At 42.4% G+C, this 22,303-nt stretch carries 28 protein-coding genes; 25 read left to right on the top strand and 3 right to left on the bottom strand.

The window, feature by feature from the left end; translation table 11 throughout:
- Positions 1–183: 183 nt before the first annotated feature.
- The gene (gene tnpA / locus GJB61_RS32515; protein ID WP_420819735.1) at positions 184–378 is read right to left on the bottom strand and encodes an IS66 family insertion sequence element accessory protein TnpA; all 195 of its coding nucleotides are present in this window, start codon (positions 376–378) and stop codon (positions 184–186) included.
- A gap of 26 nt (positions 379–404) precedes the next feature.
- Positions 405–1,283 carry an AraC family transcriptional regulator gene (locus GJB61_RS06975; protein WP_154117732.1) on the bottom strand — a complete coding sequence of 293 codons (879 nt, stop codon included), beginning with the start codon at positions 1,281–1,283 and terminating at the stop codon, positions 405–407.
- A gap of 458 nt (positions 1,284–1,741) precedes the next feature.
- Between GJB61_RS06975 and GJB61_RS06970 the strand changes: the two genes are divergently transcribed.
- The 3 genes from GJB61_RS06970 to GJB61_RS06960 are packed head-to-tail and all read left to right on the top strand — an operon-like array spanning position 1,742 to position 4,417.
- Positions 1,742–2,206 (top strand): VOC family protein, encoded by a 465-nt coding sequence (locus GJB61_RS06970; RefSeq protein WP_154117731.1) that lies wholly within the window; start codon positions 1,742–1,744, stop codon positions 2,204–2,206.
- Positions 2,207–2,261: 55 nt separating this feature from the next.
- Complete coding sequence (locus GJB61_RS06965) at positions 2,262–3,026, top strand: sugar phosphate isomerase/epimerase family protein (RefSeq protein WP_229521517.1); 765 nt, start codon at positions 2,262–2,264, stop codon at positions 3,024–3,026.
- Positions 3,027–3,070: 44 nt separating this feature from the next.
- On the top strand, positions 3,071–4,417 hold the full coding sequence (locus GJB61_RS06960; RefSeq protein ID WP_154117729.1) for an ABC transporter substrate-binding protein: 1,347 nt from the start codon (positions 3,071–3,073) through the stop codon (positions 4,415–4,417).
- Here GJB61_RS06960 and GJB61_RS31560 read toward each other — a convergent pair.
- Positions 4,399–4,572, bottom strand: a complete 174-nt coding sequence (locus tag GJB61_RS31560) for a hypothetical protein (RefSeq protein WP_229521516.1) — start codon at positions 4,570–4,572, stop codon at positions 4,399–4,401. The two genes, GJB61_RS06960 and GJB61_RS31560, sit on opposite strands and share 19 nt — an antisense overlap.
- Positions 4,573–4,628: 56 nt before the next feature.
- Here GJB61_RS31560 and GJB61_RS06955 point away from each other — a divergent pair, with 56 nt between their 5' ends.
- The 22 genes from GJB61_RS06955 to GJB61_RS06855 all read left to right on the top strand — a co-directional run bounded on the left by GJB61_RS06955 (position 4,629) and on the right by GJB61_RS06855 (position 22,269).
- A complete protein-coding gene (locus GJB61_RS06955) occupies positions 4,629–5,510 on the top strand; it encodes a carbohydrate ABC transporter permease (protein WP_154117728.1) in 882 nt (293 codons plus the stop codon).
- Between the two features lies 1 nt (position 5,511).
- The gene (locus tag GJB61_RS06950) at positions 5,512–6,300 is read left to right on the top strand and encodes a carbohydrate ABC transporter permease (RefSeq protein ID WP_154117727.1); all 789 of its coding nucleotides are present in this window, start codon (positions 5,512–5,514) and stop codon (positions 6,298–6,300) included.
- A gap of 42 nt (positions 6,301–6,342) precedes the next feature.
- Positions 6,343–6,708 (top strand): tautomerase family protein, encoded by a 366-nt coding sequence (locus GJB61_RS06945; RefSeq protein WP_154117726.1) that lies wholly within the window; start codon positions 6,343–6,345, stop codon positions 6,706–6,708.
- 32 nt (positions 6,709–6,740) lie between these two features.
- Positions 6,741–7,823 (top strand): Gfo/Idh/MocA family protein, encoded by a 1,083-nt coding sequence (locus GJB61_RS06940; RefSeq protein ID WP_195724259.1) that lies wholly within the window; start codon positions 6,741–6,743, stop codon positions 7,821–7,823.
- A 67-nt stretch (positions 7,824–7,890) separates the two neighbouring features.
- The gene (locus tag GJB61_RS06935) at positions 7,891–8,634 is read left to right on the top strand and encodes an SDR family NAD(P)-dependent oxidoreductase (RefSeq protein ID WP_154117724.1); all 744 of its coding nucleotides are present in this window, start codon (positions 7,891–7,893) and stop codon (positions 8,632–8,634) included.
- Positions 8,635–8,673: 39 nt separating this feature from the next.
- The gene (locus GJB61_RS06930) at positions 8,674–9,135 is read left to right on the top strand and encodes a VOC family protein (protein WP_154117723.1); all 462 of its coding nucleotides are present in this window, start codon (positions 8,674–8,676) and stop codon (positions 9,133–9,135) included.
- A gap of 260 nt (positions 9,136–9,395) precedes the next feature.
- On the top strand, positions 9,396–10,142 hold the full coding sequence (gene pstB / locus GJB61_RS06925; RefSeq protein WP_338115694.1) for a phosphate ABC transporter ATP-binding protein PstB: 747 nt from the start codon (positions 9,396–9,398) through the stop codon (positions 10,140–10,142).
- Between the two features lie 95 nt (positions 10,143–10,237).
- Complete coding sequence (locus tag GJB61_RS06920; protein WP_154117722.1) at positions 10,238–10,666, top strand: arsenate reductase ArsC; 429 nt, start codon at positions 10,238–10,240, stop codon at positions 10,664–10,666.
- 26 nt (positions 10,667–10,692) lie between these two features.
- On the top strand, positions 10,693–11,160 hold the full coding sequence (gene arsC, locus GJB61_RS06915) for an arsenate reductase (thioredoxin) (RefSeq protein WP_154117721.1): 468 nt from the start codon (positions 10,693–10,695) through the stop codon (positions 11,158–11,160).
- Between the two features lie 116 nt (positions 11,161–11,276).
- Positions 11,277–11,591 (top strand): ArsR/SmtB family transcription factor, encoded by a 315-nt coding sequence (locus tag GJB61_RS06910; protein WP_154118159.1) that lies wholly within the window; start codon positions 11,277–11,279, stop codon positions 11,589–11,591.
- Positions 11,592–11,680: 89 nt separating this feature from the next.
- On the top strand, positions 11,681–12,025 hold the full coding sequence (locus GJB61_RS06905; RefSeq protein ID WP_154117720.1) for an ArsR/SmtB family transcription factor: 345 nt from the start codon (positions 11,681–11,683) through the stop codon (positions 12,023–12,025).
- Positions 12,026–12,040: 15 nt separating this feature from the next.
- The gene (locus tag GJB61_RS06900; RefSeq protein ID WP_338115693.1) at positions 12,041–13,336 is read left to right on the top strand and encodes an arsenic transporter; all 1,296 of its coding nucleotides are present in this window, start codon (positions 12,041–12,043) and stop codon (positions 13,334–13,336) included.
- A gap of 20 nt (positions 13,337–13,356) precedes the next feature.
- The gene (gene arsC / locus GJB61_RS06895) at positions 13,357–13,776 is read left to right on the top strand and encodes an arsenate reductase (thioredoxin) (protein WP_154117718.1); all 420 of its coding nucleotides are present in this window, start codon (positions 13,357–13,359) and stop codon (positions 13,774–13,776) included.
- 58 nt (positions 13,777–13,834) lie between these two features.
- Positions 13,835–14,197: an arsenite efflux transporter metallochaperone ArsD gene (arsD, locus tag GJB61_RS06890; protein ID WP_154117717.1), complete on the top strand. Its 363-nt coding sequence runs from the start codon at positions 13,835–13,837 to the stop codon at positions 14,195–14,197.
- A gap of 17 nt (positions 14,198–14,214) precedes the next feature.
- Positions 14,215–16,014 carry an arsenical pump-driving ATPase gene (gene arsA / locus GJB61_RS06885; RefSeq protein WP_154117716.1) on the top strand — a complete coding sequence of 600 codons (1,800 nt, stop codon included), beginning with the start codon at positions 14,215–14,217 and terminating at the stop codon, positions 16,012–16,014.
- On the top strand, positions 16,011–16,292 hold the full coding sequence (locus GJB61_RS06880; protein ID WP_154117715.1) for an iron-sulfur cluster assembly accessory protein: 282 nt from the start codon (positions 16,011–16,013) through the stop codon (positions 16,290–16,292). Before arsA ends, GJB61_RS06880 begins: the two co-directional genes overlap by 4 nt.
- A 19-nt stretch (positions 16,293–16,311) precedes the next feature.
- Positions 16,312–16,743, top strand: coding sequence for a protein-tyrosine phosphatase family protein (locus GJB61_RS06875; RefSeq protein ID WP_154117714.1), 432 nt, complete (start codon positions 16,312–16,314; stop codon positions 16,741–16,743).
- 178 nt (positions 16,744–16,921) lie between these two features.
- Positions 16,922–17,266: an ArsR/SmtB family transcription factor gene (locus tag GJB61_RS06870; RefSeq protein ID WP_229521515.1), complete on the top strand. Its 345-nt coding sequence runs from the start codon at positions 16,922–16,924 to the stop codon at positions 17,264–17,266.
- Between the two features lie 26 nt (positions 17,267–17,292).
- Positions 17,293–18,309 (top strand): permease, encoded by a 1,017-nt coding sequence (locus tag GJB61_RS06865; protein WP_338115692.1) that lies wholly within the window; start codon positions 17,293–17,295, stop codon positions 18,307–18,309.
- A gap of 36 nt (positions 18,310–18,345) precedes the next feature.
- Positions 18,346–18,576, top strand: a complete 231-nt coding sequence (locus GJB61_RS06860) for a thioredoxin family protein (protein ID WP_154117713.1) — start codon at positions 18,346–18,348, stop codon at positions 18,574–18,576.
- A gap of 20 nt (positions 18,577–18,596) precedes the next feature.
- Positions 18,597–18,938, top strand: coding sequence for a hypothetical protein (locus tag GJB61_RS31555; RefSeq protein ID WP_229521514.1), 342 nt, complete (start codon positions 18,597–18,599; stop codon positions 18,936–18,938).
- A gap of 130 nt (positions 18,939–19,068) precedes the next feature.
- The gene (locus GJB61_RS06855) at positions 19,069–22,269 is read left to right on the top strand and encodes a CheR family methyltransferase (RefSeq protein ID WP_154117712.1); all 3,201 of its coding nucleotides are present in this window, start codon (positions 19,069–19,071) and stop codon (positions 22,267–22,269) included.
- Positions 22,270–22,303: the final 34 nt, after the last annotated feature.

Here is a 22,303-nt window from a genome sequence, read left to right as displayed (position 1 = left end):
TTTCAAAAAATGCTGAAACTGATGCGCTCGTTCAGTCGGATGGACCAAGCGAACGACAGCCACTAAGCGCCGGGCAATTTCAGCCTGCTTGGGGATATTTCAGTTTGTCCACCTCACTCGTCCCTTTCTCGAACACCATGGACGCTCGACTTAAAAACTCGGCTTTTCACCGGCTCGCGATCGTCAACATCGGGGTTCGAGCGCCGTCTTGGCGACACGGACGGAGCGAGGCGTTAAGTTCCGCAGCCAATAACGGAGCGTATCCTTCGTCACGCCTTGCGCGTCGCACCAGGCCTTCATCGTCTGTCCGTTGGTTTCGTAATGCTGAATCCGTTCCGCCCATTCTTGCCGGCGTTCTTCTTTTCTCGTAAGGTGTATAGCATTTGACGCTTTTGTTGTTTAACTTATGGATGACTTTGAAATGCGTTATCAATCATCGTTTCTCTAAATTCGCTAGGGGAAATCCCTTTTATTTTTTTGAAACAACGGTTAAACGAAGAGACGCTTGAAAATCCCGAGTCAAATGCAATATTAGTTATACGCGCGTTTGGATTCAGAATCAAAGATTCCGCCCTCTTGATTCGTTCGGTAGTCAGGAAATCTATAAATGTCATATTCGTAAATTTATTGAACATACGTGAGAAATGGTATTTGCTAACCCCTGTGTGATGAGAAACATCGTCGAGTGTAAGGGGGCTAGTGCAGTTTTGCGAGATGTAAAGGCAAGCCTCCGCCATTAACTTAGTAGACTTATAATCTGTGCTTGCATCCCCTGAGAAACCTTCTTTCTTCGCATTGACGCAGTATCGTCCAAGCATTACAAAAAACTCTAGAAGAAGCGAATAGATACGCACTTCATTAAAAAGAGTGTCGGAATCATATAGGGCGGGCAATTGTTTGATTAAAAAAATCATTCTATCGGCATCAATATTCGAGGGGTCATATTTAATGTAATGATACTGGTAAAAAATTGAAATATTTGTATTGAATTCACTCATGATCATCAGTAAGTCAAGAGGGAATTGAACGATTATAAAAGCGTTTTCATCTATATGATCAAAAGAGTGCAAGTCACCAGGGTAGATGATGACCAGGTCATTCGTTTTAAGAACATGTTTGGTGTAATTAATCGTTACTTCATTATTATCGTAAAGGCTTACAAGTATCTCGATAAAAGGATGCCAATGCATCTTGCAGGAAAAATTGATATCGATTTTCTTTGATACATTAATTTTTTTTCCATTATTGAAATTCAATCTCTCGAAATAATTATTCAAATGCATAATCGAAAACCTCCCTGACTGGTTATATTGATGAAGTTTTATAATGCACCCATAGAACGTAAAGGTCTACGTCCACACCAATCGCTGAATGAAGTTTCTCCAGACCGTGTTTATTTGCAATCTTAAACCCGAAGAGCTGTTTCAAACCAGAGAGGAGTTAACTTATTTCCTCTCGATTCGTGTCTTGACAAAGGGGAGCATTACATTTTGGATATGGATAGGCTATCACTTACGATGTAAAAGAGCAATATTTGATAAGTTAAAAAGATGAAAACGCATACAAAATGAATAAAATGCTTTTATATCAATGTTTTTACGGGAGTAATATCTGCAATAGAAAAAATTTTAACAAAATATGCACAGGTAATAAACAATTTTCAAAGAGCGTGTTGCATGTAAAACTGATAATTTATAGATAGGAAAACAAATTGAAATTTAATCCGAAAGGGAGAGTTCAAATGTCTGGAATACTAGGAACGAATTTAGTGGCACAGGTTGGATTAATCGTTAAAGATGTGGAGGAAACAAAGAAAAAGTGGGCCGAGTTATTAGGTGTTGACATTCCTGAGACGCAACCTATTGGTGACTATGCGGTTACAGGAACAGAGTTTAAGGGCGAACCCGCTCCAAATGCATTTTGTTGGATGGCTTTCTTTGATGTTGGTCCGGGACTACAGCTTGAACTGATTCAGCCTAACGATGAACCTTCAACATGGAGAAACTATCTTGAGGAGAAGGGCGAGGGCATTCATCACATTGCATTTCAAGTTAAGGATTCAAAGACTGCTATTGCAAGTGCTGAAGTCGCTGGTTTAAAGCTGGTTCAAAGAGGCGTTTATGGCGATGGCAGCGGTGAATATAATTATTTTGATGCTCCAGATCTAAAATGTGTCATTGAAATCCTCGAGAGTTACAAAAAGTAAGATGAGACTTGGGACATCTTCGCCATTAAACCACAGTAGTCCAAAGGAATGGGCTATGAAACATAAAGCCTTAGGACTTGGAGCTGTAAATTTCCCGCTCTCTTGCGAAAATGATGATGCACTTATCGACGAGTATGTTAAAGAAGCCCAAATAAACAATCTAGTGATCGCAGAGGTTGGGGTTTGGCGCAATACATTGGATCTAAATGAAGATGCACGTAAAAAGGCTATTAAGTACGCCGTCGGGCAGCTTGAACTTGCTGATCGGATAGGTTCCAGCTGTTGTGTGAATATTATTGGTGCCAGAGGCTCTCGCTGGGACGGTGCTTATAAAGATAATTTCACGAAGGAAACGTGGGAACTGGCTGTAAAGACGATTCAGGAGATCATCGATGAGGTAAACCCTAAAAATACGTGCTTTACAATCGAGTCCATGCCATGGATGTTCCCGACCGGACCAGACGAATATCTGGAGTTGCTTGAGTCTGTGGACAGAGATAGATTCGCGGTTCATATGGACATTTTTAACTGGATAACGACACCAAGAAGGTATTTCTTCAATGAGGAGTTTATATGCGAATGCTTCGAGAAACTAGGCAAGCATATAAAGAGTTGCCATCTGAAAGGTGTCAAGATGGAGGACGAATATACGCTGTTCTTTAGGGAAACCAGTGCCGAAAACGGGGGGATAAATACCAAGCACCTAATCGAAAAAGGATTATCCTTTGATGAAAATATGCCGTTTATCATAGAGCATCTTCATACAGATGAACAATATTTGAATAGTGTCGCGTATATAAAGTCACTAATGATGCTCTAAGCGTTCATAAATAGCAAGCATAATAATGAAAAGGGGGAATTAAAATGAAAAAAACAAAAGTGGTAGTTGTCGGCTTAGTTGCTTTAATGCTAATGCTAACAGGATGTGGCAGCAGTAAAGAGACAAAAGATACTTCATCCGAAACTTCAGGCGAAGTCGTGTGGTGGGGGTGGACGCCGGGTTCCCCGACCAATGAAAAATACATTGAAGCTTTTAACAAAGAATACCCGGATATCAAAGTTACGTGGAAACAAACATCGATAGACGCTTATGACGCGGCGCTCAAACCGGCTTTGGCAAATGGCAAGGGTGTCGAGGCTTTCGAGGTTTCGGCGGGTTCGGGAAATGGCGGCATCCAAGTTTTCGGAGGGCAAGCCATTGACTTGACTGACGCTGTCAAAAAGGCGTTAGGCGATGACTATAAAGACAAGCTCAACGAGGCAGCAATCACCACGATGACGGTCAACAGTCAGTTGAAAGCACTAGGCGTCGGAACGGTATATTCGGGAAATCTGTGGATTAACCAAGATCTATTCGATAAATATAATGTAAAAATCCCTACGAATCTTGACGAGTGGAAAAAAGCTTGCGAGATTTTCGAACAAAACGGGATCAATGGTTTTGTGCAAGGAGCAGGTCAAGGTGCATTTAACATCGATACGTTTCATGCAATCGCTGACAATGTAAGTCCTGGTAATTTTACGAAAGCGACAAGAGGCGAAGTGCAGTGGACCGATGATTCGATCGTCAAAGCGTTAGAGCTATGGAAAGGGTTGTTCGATGACGGAATTATGCAAAAGGGCGCCCTTGGTCTTCAACAATATCCAGAGGCAAACAATTTATTTATGTCTCAGAAGGCTGCTATGGTTATGATGGGCTCTTGGTATACATCCAACGCTTTGCCAGACGCGATGAAGTCTGCCATTGAGTCTGCGGCTTCCACAGAAGAGCCGTTCACAATGATTCCAATTCAATTCCCCGACATTGCAGGAACAGGCAATACGGGATCTATGTTCGGCGATTTAGACTATTCGACTGCAGTGTCTGCCAAATCGAGCAATATTAAAGCTGCAACTACGTTTGCTGTTTGGCTCGGAACCTCTCAGAGCGGTCAACAGATCATTGCGGATTCCTTGAACGTCGTTCCTTCCCTGAAATCGGCAACTCCGGATTGGGACAATGTAAAACTCGTAAATCCTGAAAAACAAAACGAACCCATCAAAGAATATCTGAATAACGCAATGAATAGCGGCGATAACCCTCGCTTTGCAGGGATAAACGCAGATATGAACCAAGCGTTGATGGATGTATTGGCCGGCGTGGCAGGAGGAACGATCACTCCTACAAACGGCGCCGCTCAACTTGCACAGACTCAAGCGGATAGCGAGTAGGAAATCATATTCTGATAGCTACGGGCGGCGTGAGTCGTTTCTTTCGACCAATCGCGCCGTATCGATCGGACCGCAGCCTTGCTTTTGGAATTAAAAGCACGCAATTGCTCCCGTTCTTCGGTCGTTAAGCGAACAGGATGTTGAATAGGGCGCATTAGTGTTGAGAGAGTACTAGTGCCCCTATTATTTAGAGTTTAGGAGACCTATAAACATGGAGAAGAATAATAAATCGAGATCCACGACGATGAACGGACTTCCGTGGATTCTCCCAGCATTTGTTTTTGTTGCAGGGCTTATCTATTATTCGATATTTTATACGTTCAAATTGTCTACTTTAGATTGGAACGGGCTTGATCCCATTCAGACAAGCGTGGGGATGAGCAATTACGGTAAGGCATTTTCCGATTGGATTTTCTGGAAAGCGATCAAAAATACGGTCGTATTTTTCCTGATCACCTTTTTAATTCAAAACTTTTTGGGCTTTATCTTTGCCGCCATTTTACATTCCAACGTAAAGTTGGCGACCTTGCACAAGTGCTTGATTTTTATACCGACCATCTTGGCACCCGCGACGATGGCGCCGGTATTTCGATTGCTGTTCTCGCCTCAGGGAATGCTGCAAGATCTATCTGACACGCTTCATTTGGGCATAACCGTCGATTGGTTGGCACAACCGAATGCGGCGCTTTATATTCTCATGATAGTTACGATTTGGCAGTTCACGGGAATGAGTTTCATTCTGTATTATGCGGCGATGAGCCAAATCGATAAAGAAATGCTTGAAGCGTCGCACTTAGAAGGAGCAGGTTTATTCAGAACTTTATGGAGCATTGTATTGCCAAATTGCAAAAGCACGACGGTTTCCCTTGCCATGCTTGGGATCATAGGTTCTTTGAAAACGTTTGATGTTCCTTACCTGATTACGACTGGCGGGCCGAATCACGCAACGGAATTTTTAGGGACGTATATTTTCAGACAGGGTATAAGGCAGTCTCATCTTGGCTATGCGGCTGCAATATCGGTATTGCTCCTTATACTAGCCATTTGCGGTGCAATACTGATTAATAGGATGAACAAAGGAGACGAGAAATAAGATGTTCGAAACGAGGAGTTTAAGAAGCAAAATCGTATTGCAAATCGTTCTCCTTATCCTAACGATCCCTTATGCGATTCCACTTGTTCAAATGTTTCTCGGCTCTTTAGGCGGAACGGGGTTTTTAAATTATAAGGCGGTATGGGATACGGGCGTCGTTCCAATCTATTTTAGAAACTCGCTCATCATCTCGTCCGGCGTCATTGTGCTGGTTTATATATTCAGTATGACAGCCGGTTTCGGGTTCGCCAAATTACGCATATTCGGAAAAGAAGTGTTCTTCTGGTTGATTCTAGTTGCGTTAACTTTACCTGAAGTCATTTTGTTATCTCCCTTGTTCGTAACGTTTCAAAAGTTGCATATGTTTAACACCTTTTGGGCCGTCATTTTACCTACTGCAGCATTGCAACTGCCATTTACCATTCTACTTGCCAGAAATTTTAACAATGGCATTCCCAACCAGTTGATAGAGGCGGCAAGAATCGACGGCGCGAGCGTTTTTTCGACATTCTGGTATGTGATCCTTCCACTTACAAGACCAATTGCGGCATCGATTATTGTTTTGACGCTCATCAACTCATGGAACACGTATCTCTTGCCGCTTTTGTTCTTGCAAAGCCCGAATATGCAGACGGTAACGCTGCTTCCGCAATATTTCCAGGGCGAGTTTACGAATGATCAGACGAAGATCCTAGCGGCAGCCGTGCTCACCGCTATTCCCGTTATCATCGTTTATTTGTTCATGCAGAAGAGTTTTGAAAAAGGCATGAGTGCTGGTGCCTTAAAATAATCGAGACAAGAGCAGATTACTATTGAAAAGAAGGAGTTCACTATGCCGTTGATTCAAGTTGACTTAAATAGGTCGGTGTTCGTAGATAAAGGAAAAGAAATATCGAATGCCATTCATCATTCGTTGGTTGCGGGCCTAGGCATGGATACAACCGATCTTTTCCAAGTGTTCAGACCGCATGATGAAGGGGAGATTATTTTTTCTCCGACTTATGACAACCGCGATAGACAAGATTTGATCATCATAAGAATTACAATGGTTCATATGTTTTCGCTTGAGCAAAAGAGAAAAACATATAAAGAACTAACGAAAAGGCTAGTCGACATCGGAGTCAGGCGCGATGATATGTTAGTTTGCGTTGTGGAGAACAGCGCTGAAAATTGGTCGCTCGGCGAAAGAGATGCTTGAACATTTTTTACAGGAAGGATTTTTTGAAATCTATGGAAAACGTCAAAAAAGAATTTTTGCCGGCTAGGTCTTTTCCTGTTCAGCTAGATGAAAAAATGCCTAATACGCATAGATGGGGCATCCTCGGTTCTGGTTGGATCGCAAGCTGTTTTTCCTCGCAGGTGATCAAAGCCGGCGGAAACATCGCTGCCGTTGGTTCCCGTGACTTACAAAGGGCGCAAGCCTTTCAACGCGAGTTTCCGTCAATAAAAAAAGCGTACGGTTCTTACGAAGGGCTTATGGAAGACCCTGACATTGATGTGATTTATATTGCGACTCCACATGCACAGCACCATGAGTGGGCGATGAAGTGCTTGCAACACGATAAGCCTATTCTTGTCGAGAAGGCATTTACGCAAAATTATGAGCAGGCGAAGGAAATTATAGATTTGGCAAAAGCGAAAAATCTATTCGTTATGGAGGCGTATTGGACACGATTTCTGCCGCATATCATCAAGGTCAAAGAGTTGATTGATCGGGGCGAAATAGGAGACATTGTTCAGATCATCGCCGACCATGGGGTGTGCTTTCCATTTGATCCTTCACATCGCTTGTATGCACCCGAGCTTGCAGGCGGAGCTCTTTTAGACTTGGGCGTATATCCGATTTCCTTCGTGCAGTTTCTGCTCGGAAACCCAACGAGAATAATCGCTGTCGGCTCCGCGGCGCCAACAGGCGTAGACTCCAACGATGCTGCCATTTTCGAATATGGCAATGGCAAAGGCGCACTTGCGTTGCTAGCTTTTGGCTCGCTCGCGTCATCTCCTGTCACCGCCGCAATCTGCGGAACCAAAGGGAGAATCGAAATTCAAAGGCAATTTTACAGGCCGTCGGACTTCACTGTTTACTATAATGACGGTTCGACATTGGAGTATCTATCAAAAACGCATGAACATTACGAAGCTGGTCGCGACGGGCTATTCGGCATGCATTTCGAAGCTGCCGAGGTGCAAAGGTGTCTTTTAGAAGGCAAGGTTGAATCTTCAGTTATGCCTTGGGAAGACACATTATCCGTGATGAAAATCATGGATGAAATGAGAAGACAACTTGATTTTAAATATGATGGAGAAACATGATAACTATCATAAATTCAGTGCTTATGGGTTATCATGGCGACCCTTGCTCTGTTTAGGAGGATTTTGAATGAGAAAATTATTGGATAAAGAATTGGTTGTTATCACGGGTGCAGCGAATGGAATCGGCAGAGCGATCGCAGAACGTTTCATAAGCGAAGGCGCCGATTTAATTGTGGCTGATTACGATATCGAAGCCGCAAAAAAAGTATACGAGGGAAACGGTCAGGTCATTGACATTCTAAAGGTTGATGCCACCAACATGATTGATTTAGAAAAAATAGCGGAATCCGTTAAAAAAACAGGCCGTAAATTAAAAGCCGTTTTACCGATTGTCGGTAACGGACCGCAAAGCCCGATTCCAGAAGTCACGCCTGAGCAGTTTCATTTGACCATGAACCTTAATGTTTTTTCGGCTTTTTTCACGGTGCAGAAGTTAATTCCTTATATGTCCGATAAATCTTCAATTGTTCTAATATCGTCCATTGCAGGTTTTCAAGGCGGGAAAAACGCCATTGTCTATAATGCGGCGAAAGCAGCGGTCAGATCTATGGCACGTTCGTTCACAGGAGAACTTGCAGAAAAGGGGATTAGAGCAAATGCTATAAGTCCTGGTCCAACGGAAACACAGGCGTTTACGGATTTTGTACATGGAGATGACGAAATACGAAACCAAATCGTTTCGCAACTTCCCATAGGGCATATCGGAAAGCCTAGCGAGATTGCGGCGGTTGCCTTGTTCTTAGCGTCCGACGAATCTTCTTATGTGACAGGTGCTGAAATTATTGCCGACGGCGGTTTCACCAATAGATAATCGAATAAAGAAAAATAGATCATATAAAGGGAGAAAAAAATGACATTATCATCTACAAATATCGTTAAGGTTATTGTCGTAACAGACGATTTAGAAAAAACAGTATCTGCCTATAAAACTTTGCTAGGCACAGGGAAAGAGCCTGCAGAGCATCATGCAGAGCATAAAGAGGTAAGAACAGCTTATATGAAGTATAAAGGTGCCGACATCACGGATACCCCAATGAAGGTAGAAAGTGTTTTCAGCAATAATTTCTGGTTTGAAATAATTCAGCCTCTAGGAAATAATGACCCCTGGGCAGCTTGGTTAAAGGAACATGGCACGTCAATTTGCTCCATTTGTTTGTTGTCGGACGGACCTTTAGAAAATGACGAAGAAACGATGAAGAATGCAGGCTTTGATTCACTTTTTAAACACGAAAAGGGCTATGAGGCGTATGAATACTTCGACACATCAAATGCGCTTGGCGTTTTAGTTGAGGTGAAAGAGCAGTATAAATAAGGGATAAGAGGTGGCGAATTCGTTCGTCACCTCTTTCTGTGCGCGCCGAGTGTCGATCCCGTCGGAGCGCGGGCGATCGACGCGTTCAAAGGCGATCGGCTGCACGCGATCGTGTACGGCCGCTCGCACGTCCCCATGCTGAAGCAGATCTGATGCCCGGCTCGTCTTCTACGATGACCTGTCCCGACGCACTCCTATTCGGCACCTTCCGACATAGTGTTGGCCGCTTGTTGGTGAGCGTCAAATAGCCCCCACCTAGTGTGATCCAAGTGGACAAACTGAATGTGTATTATGGTGCGCTGCATGCGCTGAAAAATATAAACTTGGGCTTTCCAGAGAAATCGATCACTGCTCTTATTGGACCCTCCGGTTGCGGTAAATCTACATTATTGCGGACGATAAACCGGATGAATGATCAGCTACAGCACATGAAAGTAGAAGGAGACATCATTATTTCAAGGGTGTCAATCTATGGCAAAGAGGTACGTACGGAAATGCTTCGCAAGCGGGTCGGAATGGTATTCCAGCTTCCTAACCCCTTTCCGTCAAGCATTTATGACAATATTGCGTATGGTCCAAGGCTGCATGGAATAAAAAAGAAGAAGGAACTGGACGGGATTGTTGAGAACAGCCTGCGTGCGGCAGCCGTGTGGGATGAAGTTAAGGATAATCTGAAGCAACATGCTCTGAGTTTATCCGGGGGGCAGCAACAACGTCTATGTATCGCCCGGGCTTTGGCCGTGAATCCGGATATCCTGCTCATGGATGAATCTACAGCAGCGTTAGATCCGCTGTCTACACAGAAGATTGAGGAACTGGTCAAGGAGCTGAAGAAAGAATATACCATTGTTATGGTAACTCATAACCTGGCCCAAGCTGCACGGGTTTCCGATCAAACGGCATTTTTGCTTAGTGGAGAAGTTATTGAATTTGCACGAACGGTTGATCTGTTTTCAGAGCCGGTGGATAAAAGAACTGAAAATTACATCATGGGGCGTTTTGGTTAAGAATAATTGGATTTTACAAATAGTTTACACAAATCATACTCTGCATATAACTATTTAATTATATGATGATTAATAAATGAGAAGGAGTGGAGAAGATGGAAACCAGACCTGTACGTCTTTATTTTCTTTGTATCCAGAATCGCTGCCGTAGTCAAATTGCTGAGGCATATGCCAAGCATTATGGGGGAGAGAATGTTATAGCTGAGAGCGCAGGGCTTGAAACCGGCGACGTTCATCCGTATACGATTGAAGTGATGAAAGAAGTTGGAATCGATATTTCACATGAAATTTCAAAGACCATTGATATGAAGACTTTTATGCAATCGAATGTAATTGTTAAGCTATGCGAACAATTAAATGAAAAATGCCCTGTCGTTCCGTTTGCCATTAAGAATGTACAATGGAATGTTGCCGATCCCTTGGCCCAGCAGGGCCGACTGGAGGAGGTAAGGGCGGCACGTGATGAAATCCGGCTGAACGTTATTGAATTATTTAGGGAGTTAAATATACCCGTTAACGAATAATTAGTAGCATACAGGGAGGTATTACAATGGGAGATTCAATTGTAATTTTATTTCTTTGTACCGGCAATTCATGCAGAAGCCAGATGGCTGAAGGATTTGCCCAATATTATAGCTTGCTTTACAACGGTAGTTTTGAGATACATAGTGCAGGACTTGAAGCGCATGGATTAAATCCACGAGCTGTGCATGTAATGGAGGAAGCCGGTGTAAGCATTATGCATCATACATCGGATATTGTGTCTCTTTCTCTCGTTGCTCGTTCCGACATCATTATTACACTATGCGGACATGCTGATGAGCATTGCCCGGCGCTTCCTCCAAAAGTAAAAAAAGTGCATTGGGGATTTGATGATCCCGCAAAAGCAACGGGTTCTGAAGAAGAAGTAATGAATGCATTTCGTGAAGTCAGAGACTTGATTAATATCAAAATGAAGTGGTTTATTGAAAGGTTATCGAATACGGATCGTGTGAATCTGGATAGCATCTTTCACTAGAGACTTCAATTCATTCAGCCTTTCTTGATTTAACACGAAATGAACATTAATATATAATTATATGTATTAATGTTCATTTCGTTTGTACCTTTGAGAGGACTGTGCTTATGTTCAACATGGAAATGGCCGAAAAGCTGAAATTATTGGGTGACAAAACCAGACTAACGATACTCGGTCTCCTTAAGGATAAAGAATGGTGTGTATGTGATTTAGTGGAGATCTTAAATATGTCTCAGCCTGGCGTGAGCCAACACTTAAGAAAGTTAAAAGCTCAGGGTGTTGTCAATGAAACGAGACGCGGGCAGTGGGTATATTACTCCTTAAACGTAGAGGATAAACCCTATATACAAGTTGTTCTTAATGAATTACCAGATACTCAAACCCTACTCTCACTGCTGAAAAAAAATTATATTGAAGCTGCTTGTGATTAAACGGTGAATTCCATACAAAAATGGATATATTAGCGCTTGATTATATAAGCATATAGTTATATAATGATTAAGTGAAAGGGGGACGAAACATGAGCTTTGCTTTGGATGATTTAGACGAAGTATCACAGACGTTGAAGCTGTTAGGAGATAAAACAAGGCTGACAATGATGAAGCTGCTGGAGAAGCAGGAATGCTGTGTATGCGAGCTTGTTGAGATTTTCAAAACGAGCCAACCATCCGTTAGCCAGCATTTGCGGAAACTAAAGGATGCTGGTTTGGTTAAAGAGCATCGAAAAGGCCAGTGGATTTTTTATTCGGTTAATCCTAACAGTATGCAGAATGAATTAATTCAAAAATTAATCGCCTTCGTTCCTTCACAAGATCATGAATTGGAAGAGCTCGATAAAAAAGGTCTGAGAATTTCATGCGATTAACTGGAGGTTAGCGGAGTGGTTTCGGTACTATTAGCAAGTTTGATTTTTGTTGTTACGTTAATCTTCGTCATATGGCAACCGCGGAATTTATCCATTGGATGGTCTGCCTGCATCGGTGCGGTAGTTGCACTGCTCGTCGGTGTAGTCAACTTCAAGGATGTCCTGGATGTCACACTGATTGTGTGGAATGCTACGTTGGCGTTTGTGGCGATCATTCTGATTTCCTTGATCCTCGATAAAATTGGATTTTTCGAATGGGCTGCCCTACATATGGCCAGAGCTGCTCGTGGAAATGGGATTCGGATGTTTATCTATGTTACCGTTCTTGGAGCAGTTGTGGCCGCCTTTTTCGCCAATGACGGAGCGGCGCTTATCCTGACTCCGATTGTGCTTGCCATGGTGCGGGCGCTGAAATTTGATGAGAAAAAAGTATTCCCGTTCATTATTGCCAGTGGATTTATTGCCGATACGACTTCATTACCGCTTGTGGTCAGCAATCTGGTTAATATTGTATCCGCTGACTTCTTCGGCATCACCTTTATGGAATATGCAGGTCACATGCTTATACCAACACTGTTCTCACTAGTTGCGAGTATTCTGGTACTGTATTTCTTCTTCCGTAAAAGTATCCCGAGGCAGTTTGACAGCTCGCAGCTAAAGAATCCTGCAGAGGCCATCAAGGACAAGAAGATGTTTAAGTTATCCTGGATTGTGCTGGCGGTTCTGCTGATTGGGTACTTTGTCAGTGAGTTCCTGAACATTCCTGTTTCCGTAGTAGCCGGGATCATCGCCATCTTTTTCTTGCTGATGGCGCAACGAAGTCCTGCGGTACAGACAAGGGAAGTCATCAAAGGAGCACCTTGGGCGATTGTATTCTTCTCCATTGGTATGTATGTCGTGGTCTACGGACTTCGCAATGCGGGTCTTACGGATGTCTTGGCAGACGTGATTCAGGTAGTTGCTGATCAAGGTCTATTTGCGGCAACGATGGGCATGGGCTTTATTGCCGCCATTATCTCATCGGTGATGAATAATATGCCTACAGTCATGATTGATGCACTGGCCATCGATGCTACACATACTAGCGTAATCGTTAGGGAAGCTTTAATTTATGCGAATGTGATCGGTTCGGATTTAGGGCCGAAGATTACCCCCATTGGTTCGCTTGCCACGTTGTTATGGCTTCATGTCCTGTCATCCAAAGGCGTGAAGATCTCTTGGGGTACCTATTTTAAAACAGGCATCATATTGACTATTCCTACACTATTTATCACCCTTTTGGGACTCTATATCAGGTTAACCATCTTTTAATTTAAAGGAGATCATCACACATGGACAAGAAAACAATTTACTTCTTATGCACCGGAAACTCTTGCCGAAGCCAGATGGCCGAAGGCTGGGCGAAGAAATATTTAAGCGATGACTGGAATATTTACAGTGCTGGTATTGAAGCCCATGGACTGAATCCCAAGGCCGTACAAGCCATGAACGAAGTGGGCATTGATATCTCGGGGCAAACCTCTGATATTATTGATTCTAACCTGCTGAATAGTGCTGATCTGGTCATCACATTGTGTGGGGATGCTGCTGATAAATGTCCGATTACGCCTCCGCAAGTGAAACGGGAGCACTGGGGCTTTGATGATCCGGCGAAAGCACAAGGCACGGAAGAAGAGAAATGGGCCGTGTTCCAGCAGGTCCGTGATCAGGTCGGCGCACGCATTAAACAATTTGCTGAAACCGGCGAATAAGGGTCATCCAGCCGGGAGGATTCCCGGCTTTTTTTGCGAAAGAAAGGGGAGTTTATGGATGAAATCCATCGAAATTTATGATCCGGCTATGTGCTGCTCTACAGGAGTTTGCGGACCGAGCGTTGATCCAGAGTTAATCCGTATCTCTGCAGTCGTTCATAATCTGAAGAAAAAAGAAATTAATGTGTCCAGATATAACTTGTCTAATGAGCCTGAGGCTTTTGTTGCCAATGAGGTTGTAAAGCAGTTACTGACTGACGAAGGACCGGATGTATTGCCTGTAATCATTGTGGATGGACAGGTCGTTAAGAAACAAAGCTATCCCTCAAATGAAGAGTTAGAGGAATGGACAGGAATTCCGGCAGTCGAACTTATTATGAAACCTAGAATCCGCTTGGAACTAAAAGTGAAATCACAATAAGCGAAAGAAGGGTCAACATGTCCAGCCGATTTGATCCACACTCCATTACACTCACTCCTTATTTGTTCTTTACAGGCAAGGGGGGCGTAGGTAAAACCTCAACGGCTTGTGCAACAGCTGTAGCCTTAGCTGACTCCGGCAAAAAAGTTCTGCTGGTCAGCACAGACCCGGCGTCCAATCTGCAGGATGTGTTTGGCATGGAGCTCTCCAATCATCCGGTTGCTATAGAAGGTGTTCCCAAACTTTTTGTAGCTAATTTAGATCCGGAGACGGCCGCAGAAGCGTATAAAATGAAAGTGGTCGCCCCCTACCGGGGAGTTTTGCCTGATTCTGTGATTGCCACCATGGAAGAACAGTTATCCGGTGCCTGCACGGTGGAAATTGCGGCCTTTGATGAGTTTACGACGCTCTTAACCAATGAAGATTTAAAGTCTCAATTTGATCATATTCTGTTTGATACAGCACCTACGGGTCATACTTTGCGATTACTGCAGCTGCCAACAGCATGGAGCGGATTCTTGGATGAAAGTACACATGGAGCCTCTTGCTTGGGGCCTTTGGCTGGTTTGGAATCCAAAAAAAATCTATATAGCCAAGCGGTCCAAACCTTATCTGATCGTGCGCAAACTACACTGATTCTCGTCACCCGTCCGGAGCATTCGCCCTTGATGGAGGCGGCTCGTGCGTCTTCTGAGCTCAAGGAAATAGGCATTAATAACCAATTATTGGTTATTAATGGGGTGCTCACTTCATACGCGGCAGAAGATCCGGTAGCGATAGGATTTTATAACAGGCAGCACCAGGCTCTGGAGCAATTGCCGGATGAACTCAAGGCGATGATAAGCTACTCCATTCCACTAGCCCCCTTTAACGTGACCGGCATTCAAAGCTTGCGTAATTTTTTTACTTCGACTCTTAGTAGTACAGAAAACCAGCAACTTGTGGATGTTGGTATTTCTAACCCTTCACTGGCCACCCTGATTGAGGATTTGGACACCGAAGGTATCCGGGTGATCTTTACGATGGGCAAAGGTGGGGTAGGAAAGTCGACGGTGGCTTCAGCTATTGCGGTTGGACTTGCTGAACGTGGGTACCGCGTACATTTGAGTACAACCGATCCGGCAGCGAATCTACAATATATTTTTGGCGAAAATTCGAATCGGATCACCCTCAGCCGCGTCGATCCGAAAGTTGAACTGGAAAAATACCAGAAAGAAGTCATAAGCCAAAGTGCTGACACCATAGATGAGGAAGGTTTAGCCTTTCTCGAAGAGGATTTAAGATCGCCATGCACAGAGGAAATCGCTGTATTCCGGGCCTTTGCGGATTTGGTTGAACGTTCGGAGGAAGAGATCGTAGTGATAGATACGGCACCTACAGGACACACCTTGCTATTGCTGGATGCGACACAGGAGTATCACAAGGAAATTGCCCGTTCCTCCGGGTTGATTCCGGATTCAGTCCAACATTTGCTGCCTAGGCTTCGTGATCCGTTGGAAACGAGTGTTGTTATCGTCACTTTAGCGGAGGCTACACCTGTCTTTGAAGCCTCACGTCTGGAAAGTGACCTGAAGCGCGCTGGCATCTCCACAAAATGGTGGGCCATCAATCAGAGTTTTGCAGCTACGGGAACAACGGACCCCATTTTAAGTGGGCGTGCCCACGCTGAGTTAGAGTGGATTGAGAGAGTCAATGAAATCTCTAGCGGCCATGCTGCCATCATTGCCTGGGAGCCGCATGAAATCGCAGGTTACGAACAGCTAAAGGCCCTTGCACAAAGTAAGTCTATTCTAGATAGAAAAGGTGAAAGAGTATGATTATTACCGATGAAGCTAGACATTTTATTGAGAGCATGATGAAAGAAGCGGGAGTGTCGACTCTGCGCTTTGCTTCATCCGATGCGGGTTGCTGTGGACCTAGTTACCAGTTATCACTTGAGAAACCGCAAGAGAATGATACCGTGAGTCTCATCAATGAGATTGAAGTTGCGATAGATGTTAAAGTGGTCGATCTGGTTAGTGAAATTACGCTTGATCTTGTTAAAGATGAACAAGGTACAGGACTAACTATTAGTGGCGGAAGCAATTGCTGCTAATCCATAGGAGAGAATTATAATGGCGAATTATCATGAGCTTGTCCAAGGTAAAGTATTTATCGGTGGTGAAAATGGTTTGCTCGAAGCTCTTGGGGAGCAAGAGATTTCGGATGTCTTTGATTTGAGAGATAATGGCACAAAGGCAGAAGGTTTTCCGGATAAGGTGAACCGTCATCATTATCCAATTGTGGAGGACGAAGCGGGTCAGGAAGCATCTGTGCAGGCAGCAATTCAGGCTGTTAAAGAAGCTGTGAATAGCGGGAAAACCGTATATTTCCACTGCTCCGGTGGGCGCAACCGTACAGGAACAGTAGCGACTGGCTTGTTGCTGGAGCTGGGTTTGGCCTCTACGGTAGATGAGGCGGAAGCCTTGGCAAAAGAAAAGCGTCCAGATATCAACATCAAGCAAGAAATGCGTGATGTGCTGAAGGGCTTTTATTCAGCTAAGTAGAATCCTAAAGATGCACAATCATAAAGACCATCTCCTTGTGGGAATGGTCTTTTTAGTATTGTAGCTCCGAAAAGAATATCCGAAAAGAATAAGTGAATTGTGAAATTTCGTACATCAAAACTACAAAATTAGTTTTATAATTCAAACATAGATGATTACATGGATGGAGGATACTTTAATGAATCATATGAAAACCGATTGGCAGCCTAGAACTGATGGTGAAATGAGCGAGGTAATCAGGCAATCACTAGTTGTTCTCCCCATACTGAACGACGAGGATCTATTAAGAAACAAAGCTCTTCTATTTAAAGCATTGGGAGACGAAACCCGGCTGAAGATTATAGGTATCCTTAAAATTCAAGAAACTTGTTTGTGTGAGTTAGTCTCAGGCTTGGGGATTCCTGCATCTACATTGACTCATCATTTGCAGATCTTGGAGCGTGGAGGTGTTATCCTGTCTAGAAAAGAAAAAAAGTTCACTATATTTTCTTTAGCCGCAAACATAGAAGGGTATCTTGAATAGAAGGAGAAATCCAAGGAGATGAGCTTTTGAATATATTGTCATGGATATTCGAATGGCTAAACAACCAATTGCTCAAAATGCAGTGGCTTTCGAATCTGGTTAAACGGTTAGTAGAACAAATATTTGGCTTGAAGCTCCAGGAAAGATTGGGAGGCAGCATTCATTTTTTCATATATGACGTTGTTAAGATCTTCATATTGTTATCCGTACTAATTTTCCTCATCTCTTATGTACAAAGCTTCTTCCCTCCCGAGAGAACTCGAAAGATACTGGGGAGATTCAACGGTATAACAGCCAATATATTAGGAGCTTTATTAGGAACGATAACACCTTTTTGCTCATGCTCTTCGATACCACTTTTTATAGGTTTTACCAGTGCAGGACTTCCGATAGGGGTTACATTTTCGTTCTTAATTTCCTCCCCGCTTGTGGATCTGGCATCTGTCATTTTGCTCGCCAGCATATTCAATTGGAAAATTGCGATAGCTTATGTAATCGTTGGACTTATTCTCGCTGTAATAGGAGGCACCATTATAAGCAAAGCAAAACTTGAGAAATATGTTGAGCCCTTTGTGTATAGCAATAAATTGATTGATACCGATCAAGAGGCACTTACAACTAGGGATAGAGTAAATATAAGCAAGGATCAAGTACTGGAGATCATAAAAAAAGTTTGGTTATATATCCTGATTGGAGTTGGCATTGGTGCTGCCATTCATAACTGGATACCGGAAAATATCATCTCTGCAGGGTTGGGTCAAGATAAATGGTATTCCGTGTTATTAGCAACTGTAGTAGGTGTTCCCATGTATGCTGATATTTTTGGAACTCTACCCATTGCTGAGGCTTTAGTATTAAAAGGGGTAGGTATTGGAACCGCGCTCTCTTTCATGATGGCTGTTACAGCCTTATCTCTTCCATCTATGATTATGTTAAAAAAAGTAGTTAAAACAAAGCTGCTTGTAGTATTCATAGGGATTGTGACCATAGGAATACTTATCATCGGATATGCTTTTAATGCGTTTGGCTACTTAATCATGTAATTGAAAACATCAATTAAAAAGAGGAGATTGATAAAAATGATCATTAAAATTCTAGGACCAGGCTGTTCAAACTGCAAGAAATTAGAGGCTAATGCTAGAGAAGCGGTAAAGCAATTAGGGATTGAATCCAGCTTTGAAAAAGTTGGAAATATCCAGGATATCATGGCCTATGGTGTCATGAGTACACCCGCTCTTATTATTGATGAACAAATAAAAGTAATGGGAAGAGTTCCGACTGTTGAAGATATTAAAAAATATTTATTATAATCACCGCTATACTACGTAAAGTGATTAAAGCGAAACTCTATCCTTATTCGATACAGTTTTTTCTTCATATATTAGTTGTTCAAGCAACCAATTTCCCGGATGAAAATCGGAAAGCTAGGGGTCAAGGAATTGCTAATATGATTAATGGATTTTTTGACGGTATGGCAGGTTGCATGGCCTACCCAATGAGATATCAAGCAACGGTTCGAAAATCATTGCGGTCAATTCTAGTGATTTTTCTTTTTCGCCGAGCAGCAGCTGGCTTGTCTTTGTTGTATCATCGACAGCGTCTTGGTCTATGGACAGTAATATGGTTTGCGCGATCTCAGCAGATGGTCGTCAATTTGAATAATTTATCATAACGGTAATTTTATCATAGAATGAAATCTCAATTCTCAATTTTATGGTATTATTATGGACAACGGTTGATAACTTAAATTTGGAAATTAAACTCTATTTTAGATGTATAGGAAAGGAAAATGATCATGTCTAATGGAAAAAACATTGAATTATCAGAATAATCCCGAATATGATAGAATCAAAGAATTTAGCGTAGTCGGCATTGTAGCTTCACCAGGAAAGTTGGAAGGACTGGAGTTATTTCTGGATCATCTGGATATCGTCCATGGACTGACCTACTTCATTGCCCAACATGATTCTACCCAATCGGAGTTATTTCCACTAGAACAGCTCTCAAAGCATACCCATATGGAGATTTTTCATGCTGTGGATCAGATGGAGATTCATACGGATTGTATTTATTTGCTGCCGCCGCTTCATGATATTAGCTTTCATTCAAGAACAATAAGTCTATCTGATTATTCCGCTAATAAAGGCAATGACTTACCCGCTGACCGATTTATGTATTCACTTATTGAGAGTTTTGGAAGCAATTCGATCGCTATCCTTTTTTCAGGTGAGGGTAAGGACGGTACACTCGGTATTGATAAGATATCAAAAGCAAATGGACTAATCATTGTAGAAGAAACGGATACGACCAATCCTGTTCGCTTGACCGGAACTGATATCGAAATTGATCAGACTGATTATCTACTTGCTCCGGAGGAAATGCCACGACATATTGTAGAATACATTGAATTTTATATGAACCAGACTAAACAATCGATTGATGAACAATTGAGTACATTATTTTCGATCCTGAAGCAGTCTACGGGTGTGGATTTCTCTGTTTATAAACAAGCCAGTATTATGCGCCGTATTCAAAGACGGATGGGGATTCAACAATTTCAATACCTCAAGGAATATAATCAATATTTATATAATAATTCCAATGAAGTCACCGCCTTGCAAAAGGATTTACTAATTGGAGTGACGCAATTTTTTCGTGATCCGGCTGCGTTTGCAATTCTTGCAGAAAAAGTACTGCCTACCATCTTTGAGCAACGTGGGGTGGAGAAGCAAATTAGGGTCTGGGTCGCTGGTTGTTCGACTGGAGAAGAAGTCTACACCTTAGCTATTTTGATTAGAAAATATATGGAGGAAATAGAAGAAACCTTTGACGTGACCATTTTCGCCACCGACCTGGATAAAGAGTCTATTCAATTCGCCAGCAAAGGGATATATTCTGAGATCATTGCTAAGAACGTGCCGGAGGAGTACTTGGAAGCTTATTTCACCCGTCAAGGAAATGAGTATAAAGTGAATAAGGAAATTAGGCAGATGGTCATTTTTGCCCAGCATAATTTGGTGAGTGATCCCCCGTTTACCCAGCTCGATCTAATCTTATGTCGTAATCTATTAATTTATTTACAACAAACTATTCAGAAAAAAGTAATCTCACTGTTTCATTTTTCATTAAAATCAGATGCTTACCTCTTTCTGGGTCCAAGTGAAACGTTGGGGAAACTAACCAATCTATTCTCACCGTTGGATAATCGATGGAATATATACCACCATATGGTGGTTGGCTCCACTTCGGCAGTGGGTTCCTTTGGTATTACGGATCATGTGAATGAGAAAAAAATGAGTCATCGAAATAATGTGATTGTAAGATTAAAAGAGGCAGAACGAATTCTAAAATTGGAAACGGTCTATACCAAGCTGATCGAAGAATATGTGACTGCATGCATCATTATTGATAGTAACAACGACATCGTCCATATTAATGGAAATGCCAACCAATATTTAGTCTTCCCTAAAGGTAAGCCAACCCTCAATTTGTTTAAGCTGGTTCCGGAATATTTGGGCGTTGTTATTGGGAGTTTACTTCATAAAGCGAGAAAAGAACTGAAGGAAGTTGTTTATAGGGATGTAGCTATTAAGGATAGTCATAAAGGACATTCTATTCATTTGAGAGCAAAGGCATTCTCCATCGACTCGGTAGATGACAAGTTGATGATCCTATTCTTTGAAGATGCTGCTGAACAGAAAGAAGCCTCTGGCAAGGATAGAATAGATGAAGTCTTGATCCAGAGTCATCAATTTTCCGAGAAATATATCAAGGACCACATTCAGGAGCTGGATCAAGAGTTGGTTCATGCGAGAGAATTACTACAGACGGCAAATGCGAAGTTAGAGGTGTACAACGAAGAATTAGAAACCTCTAATGAAGAGTTAGGAATGGTCAACGAAGAATTGATTGTTTCGAATGAGGAACTGCAAAGCACGAATGAAGAGCTGCAGTCGGGAAACGAAGAATTAATGGTCGTCAATCAAGAATATCAGACTAAAATTCAGGAATTAACGGATTCGAATAATGATATCTCCCATTTTTTTAACAACACCAATATTGCGACTATATTTTTGGATGCCAAGATGAATATACGTAAATTCACACCTGCAGTTAGTAAAGAAATTAATTTGGCAGATATGGACATAGGTCGTTCCATTGGCGAGATCAAACATAATTTACAATATGACCAACTGATGGCAGATGCAATGAAAGTCCTCTTTTCGGGCGAAGCGGTCAAAAAAGAAATCCGCAATTCAAATGGTAAATGGTTCAGCGTTATTCTATTACCCTATTTAGCCTACGATTCTCTCTATCAAGGAATCGTTGTCACGTTAATCGATATTACAGAATTTAAGAATGCAAGAATGTCTGAAGATTTTACGGAACAAAAGAATAAACTGGAATTATTACATTCATCGGAGATGCTCTCGGTCATAGGCCTCTTGGCAGCGGGCATTGAACAGGAGATTCATGATTCGGACGTCATGAGTTCGAAGCTGGGCAAAATCGAAGCGATAACGGATGAATTACTAATCCTGGCTAGTCCCCAGAAGCAGCATTTTGAACAAAATGATGTAGTGCAAATATTGCAGGAAGTCATCTCCATGTATGAACCTCAGGCTACGGTCTTTAATGTAGAGATGATAACGAAATTTGCTGATCTAGTACCTTTTGTTAACTGTGTTCCCAATCAACTCAAAATTGTATTTAGCAACATTATCAGGAATGGTATTGAGGCCATGCCTACTGGTGGGGATTTGTTAATTAAGGTGAAGGTCGACGGTGATGAATCCGTAAACATTATTTTCAGCGACAATGGACTCGGTATTCCTGAGGACAAGCTAGTCAACTTAGGGGCTACCCTATATTCGACAAAAGAGGATAGCATGGGGTTAGGCTTAATGGTCAGCTACAAAATTATTGCGAGTCACCAGGGGACGATATCCGTTACAAGTGCATGGGGTAAGGGAACAATTGTTAAGATTATCTTGAATCTATAAAAGTCACTCTATTGCTGATAAATAAAAGGGGAAT

This window comes from Paenibacillus monticola, assembly GCF_009664975.1.
GTDB classification, from domain to species: Bacteria; Bacillota; Bacilli; order Paenibacillales; family Paenibacillaceae; genus Paenibacillus_AQ; species Paenibacillus_AQ monticola.
This window is presented reverse-complemented; position numbering and strand designations above follow the sequence as displayed.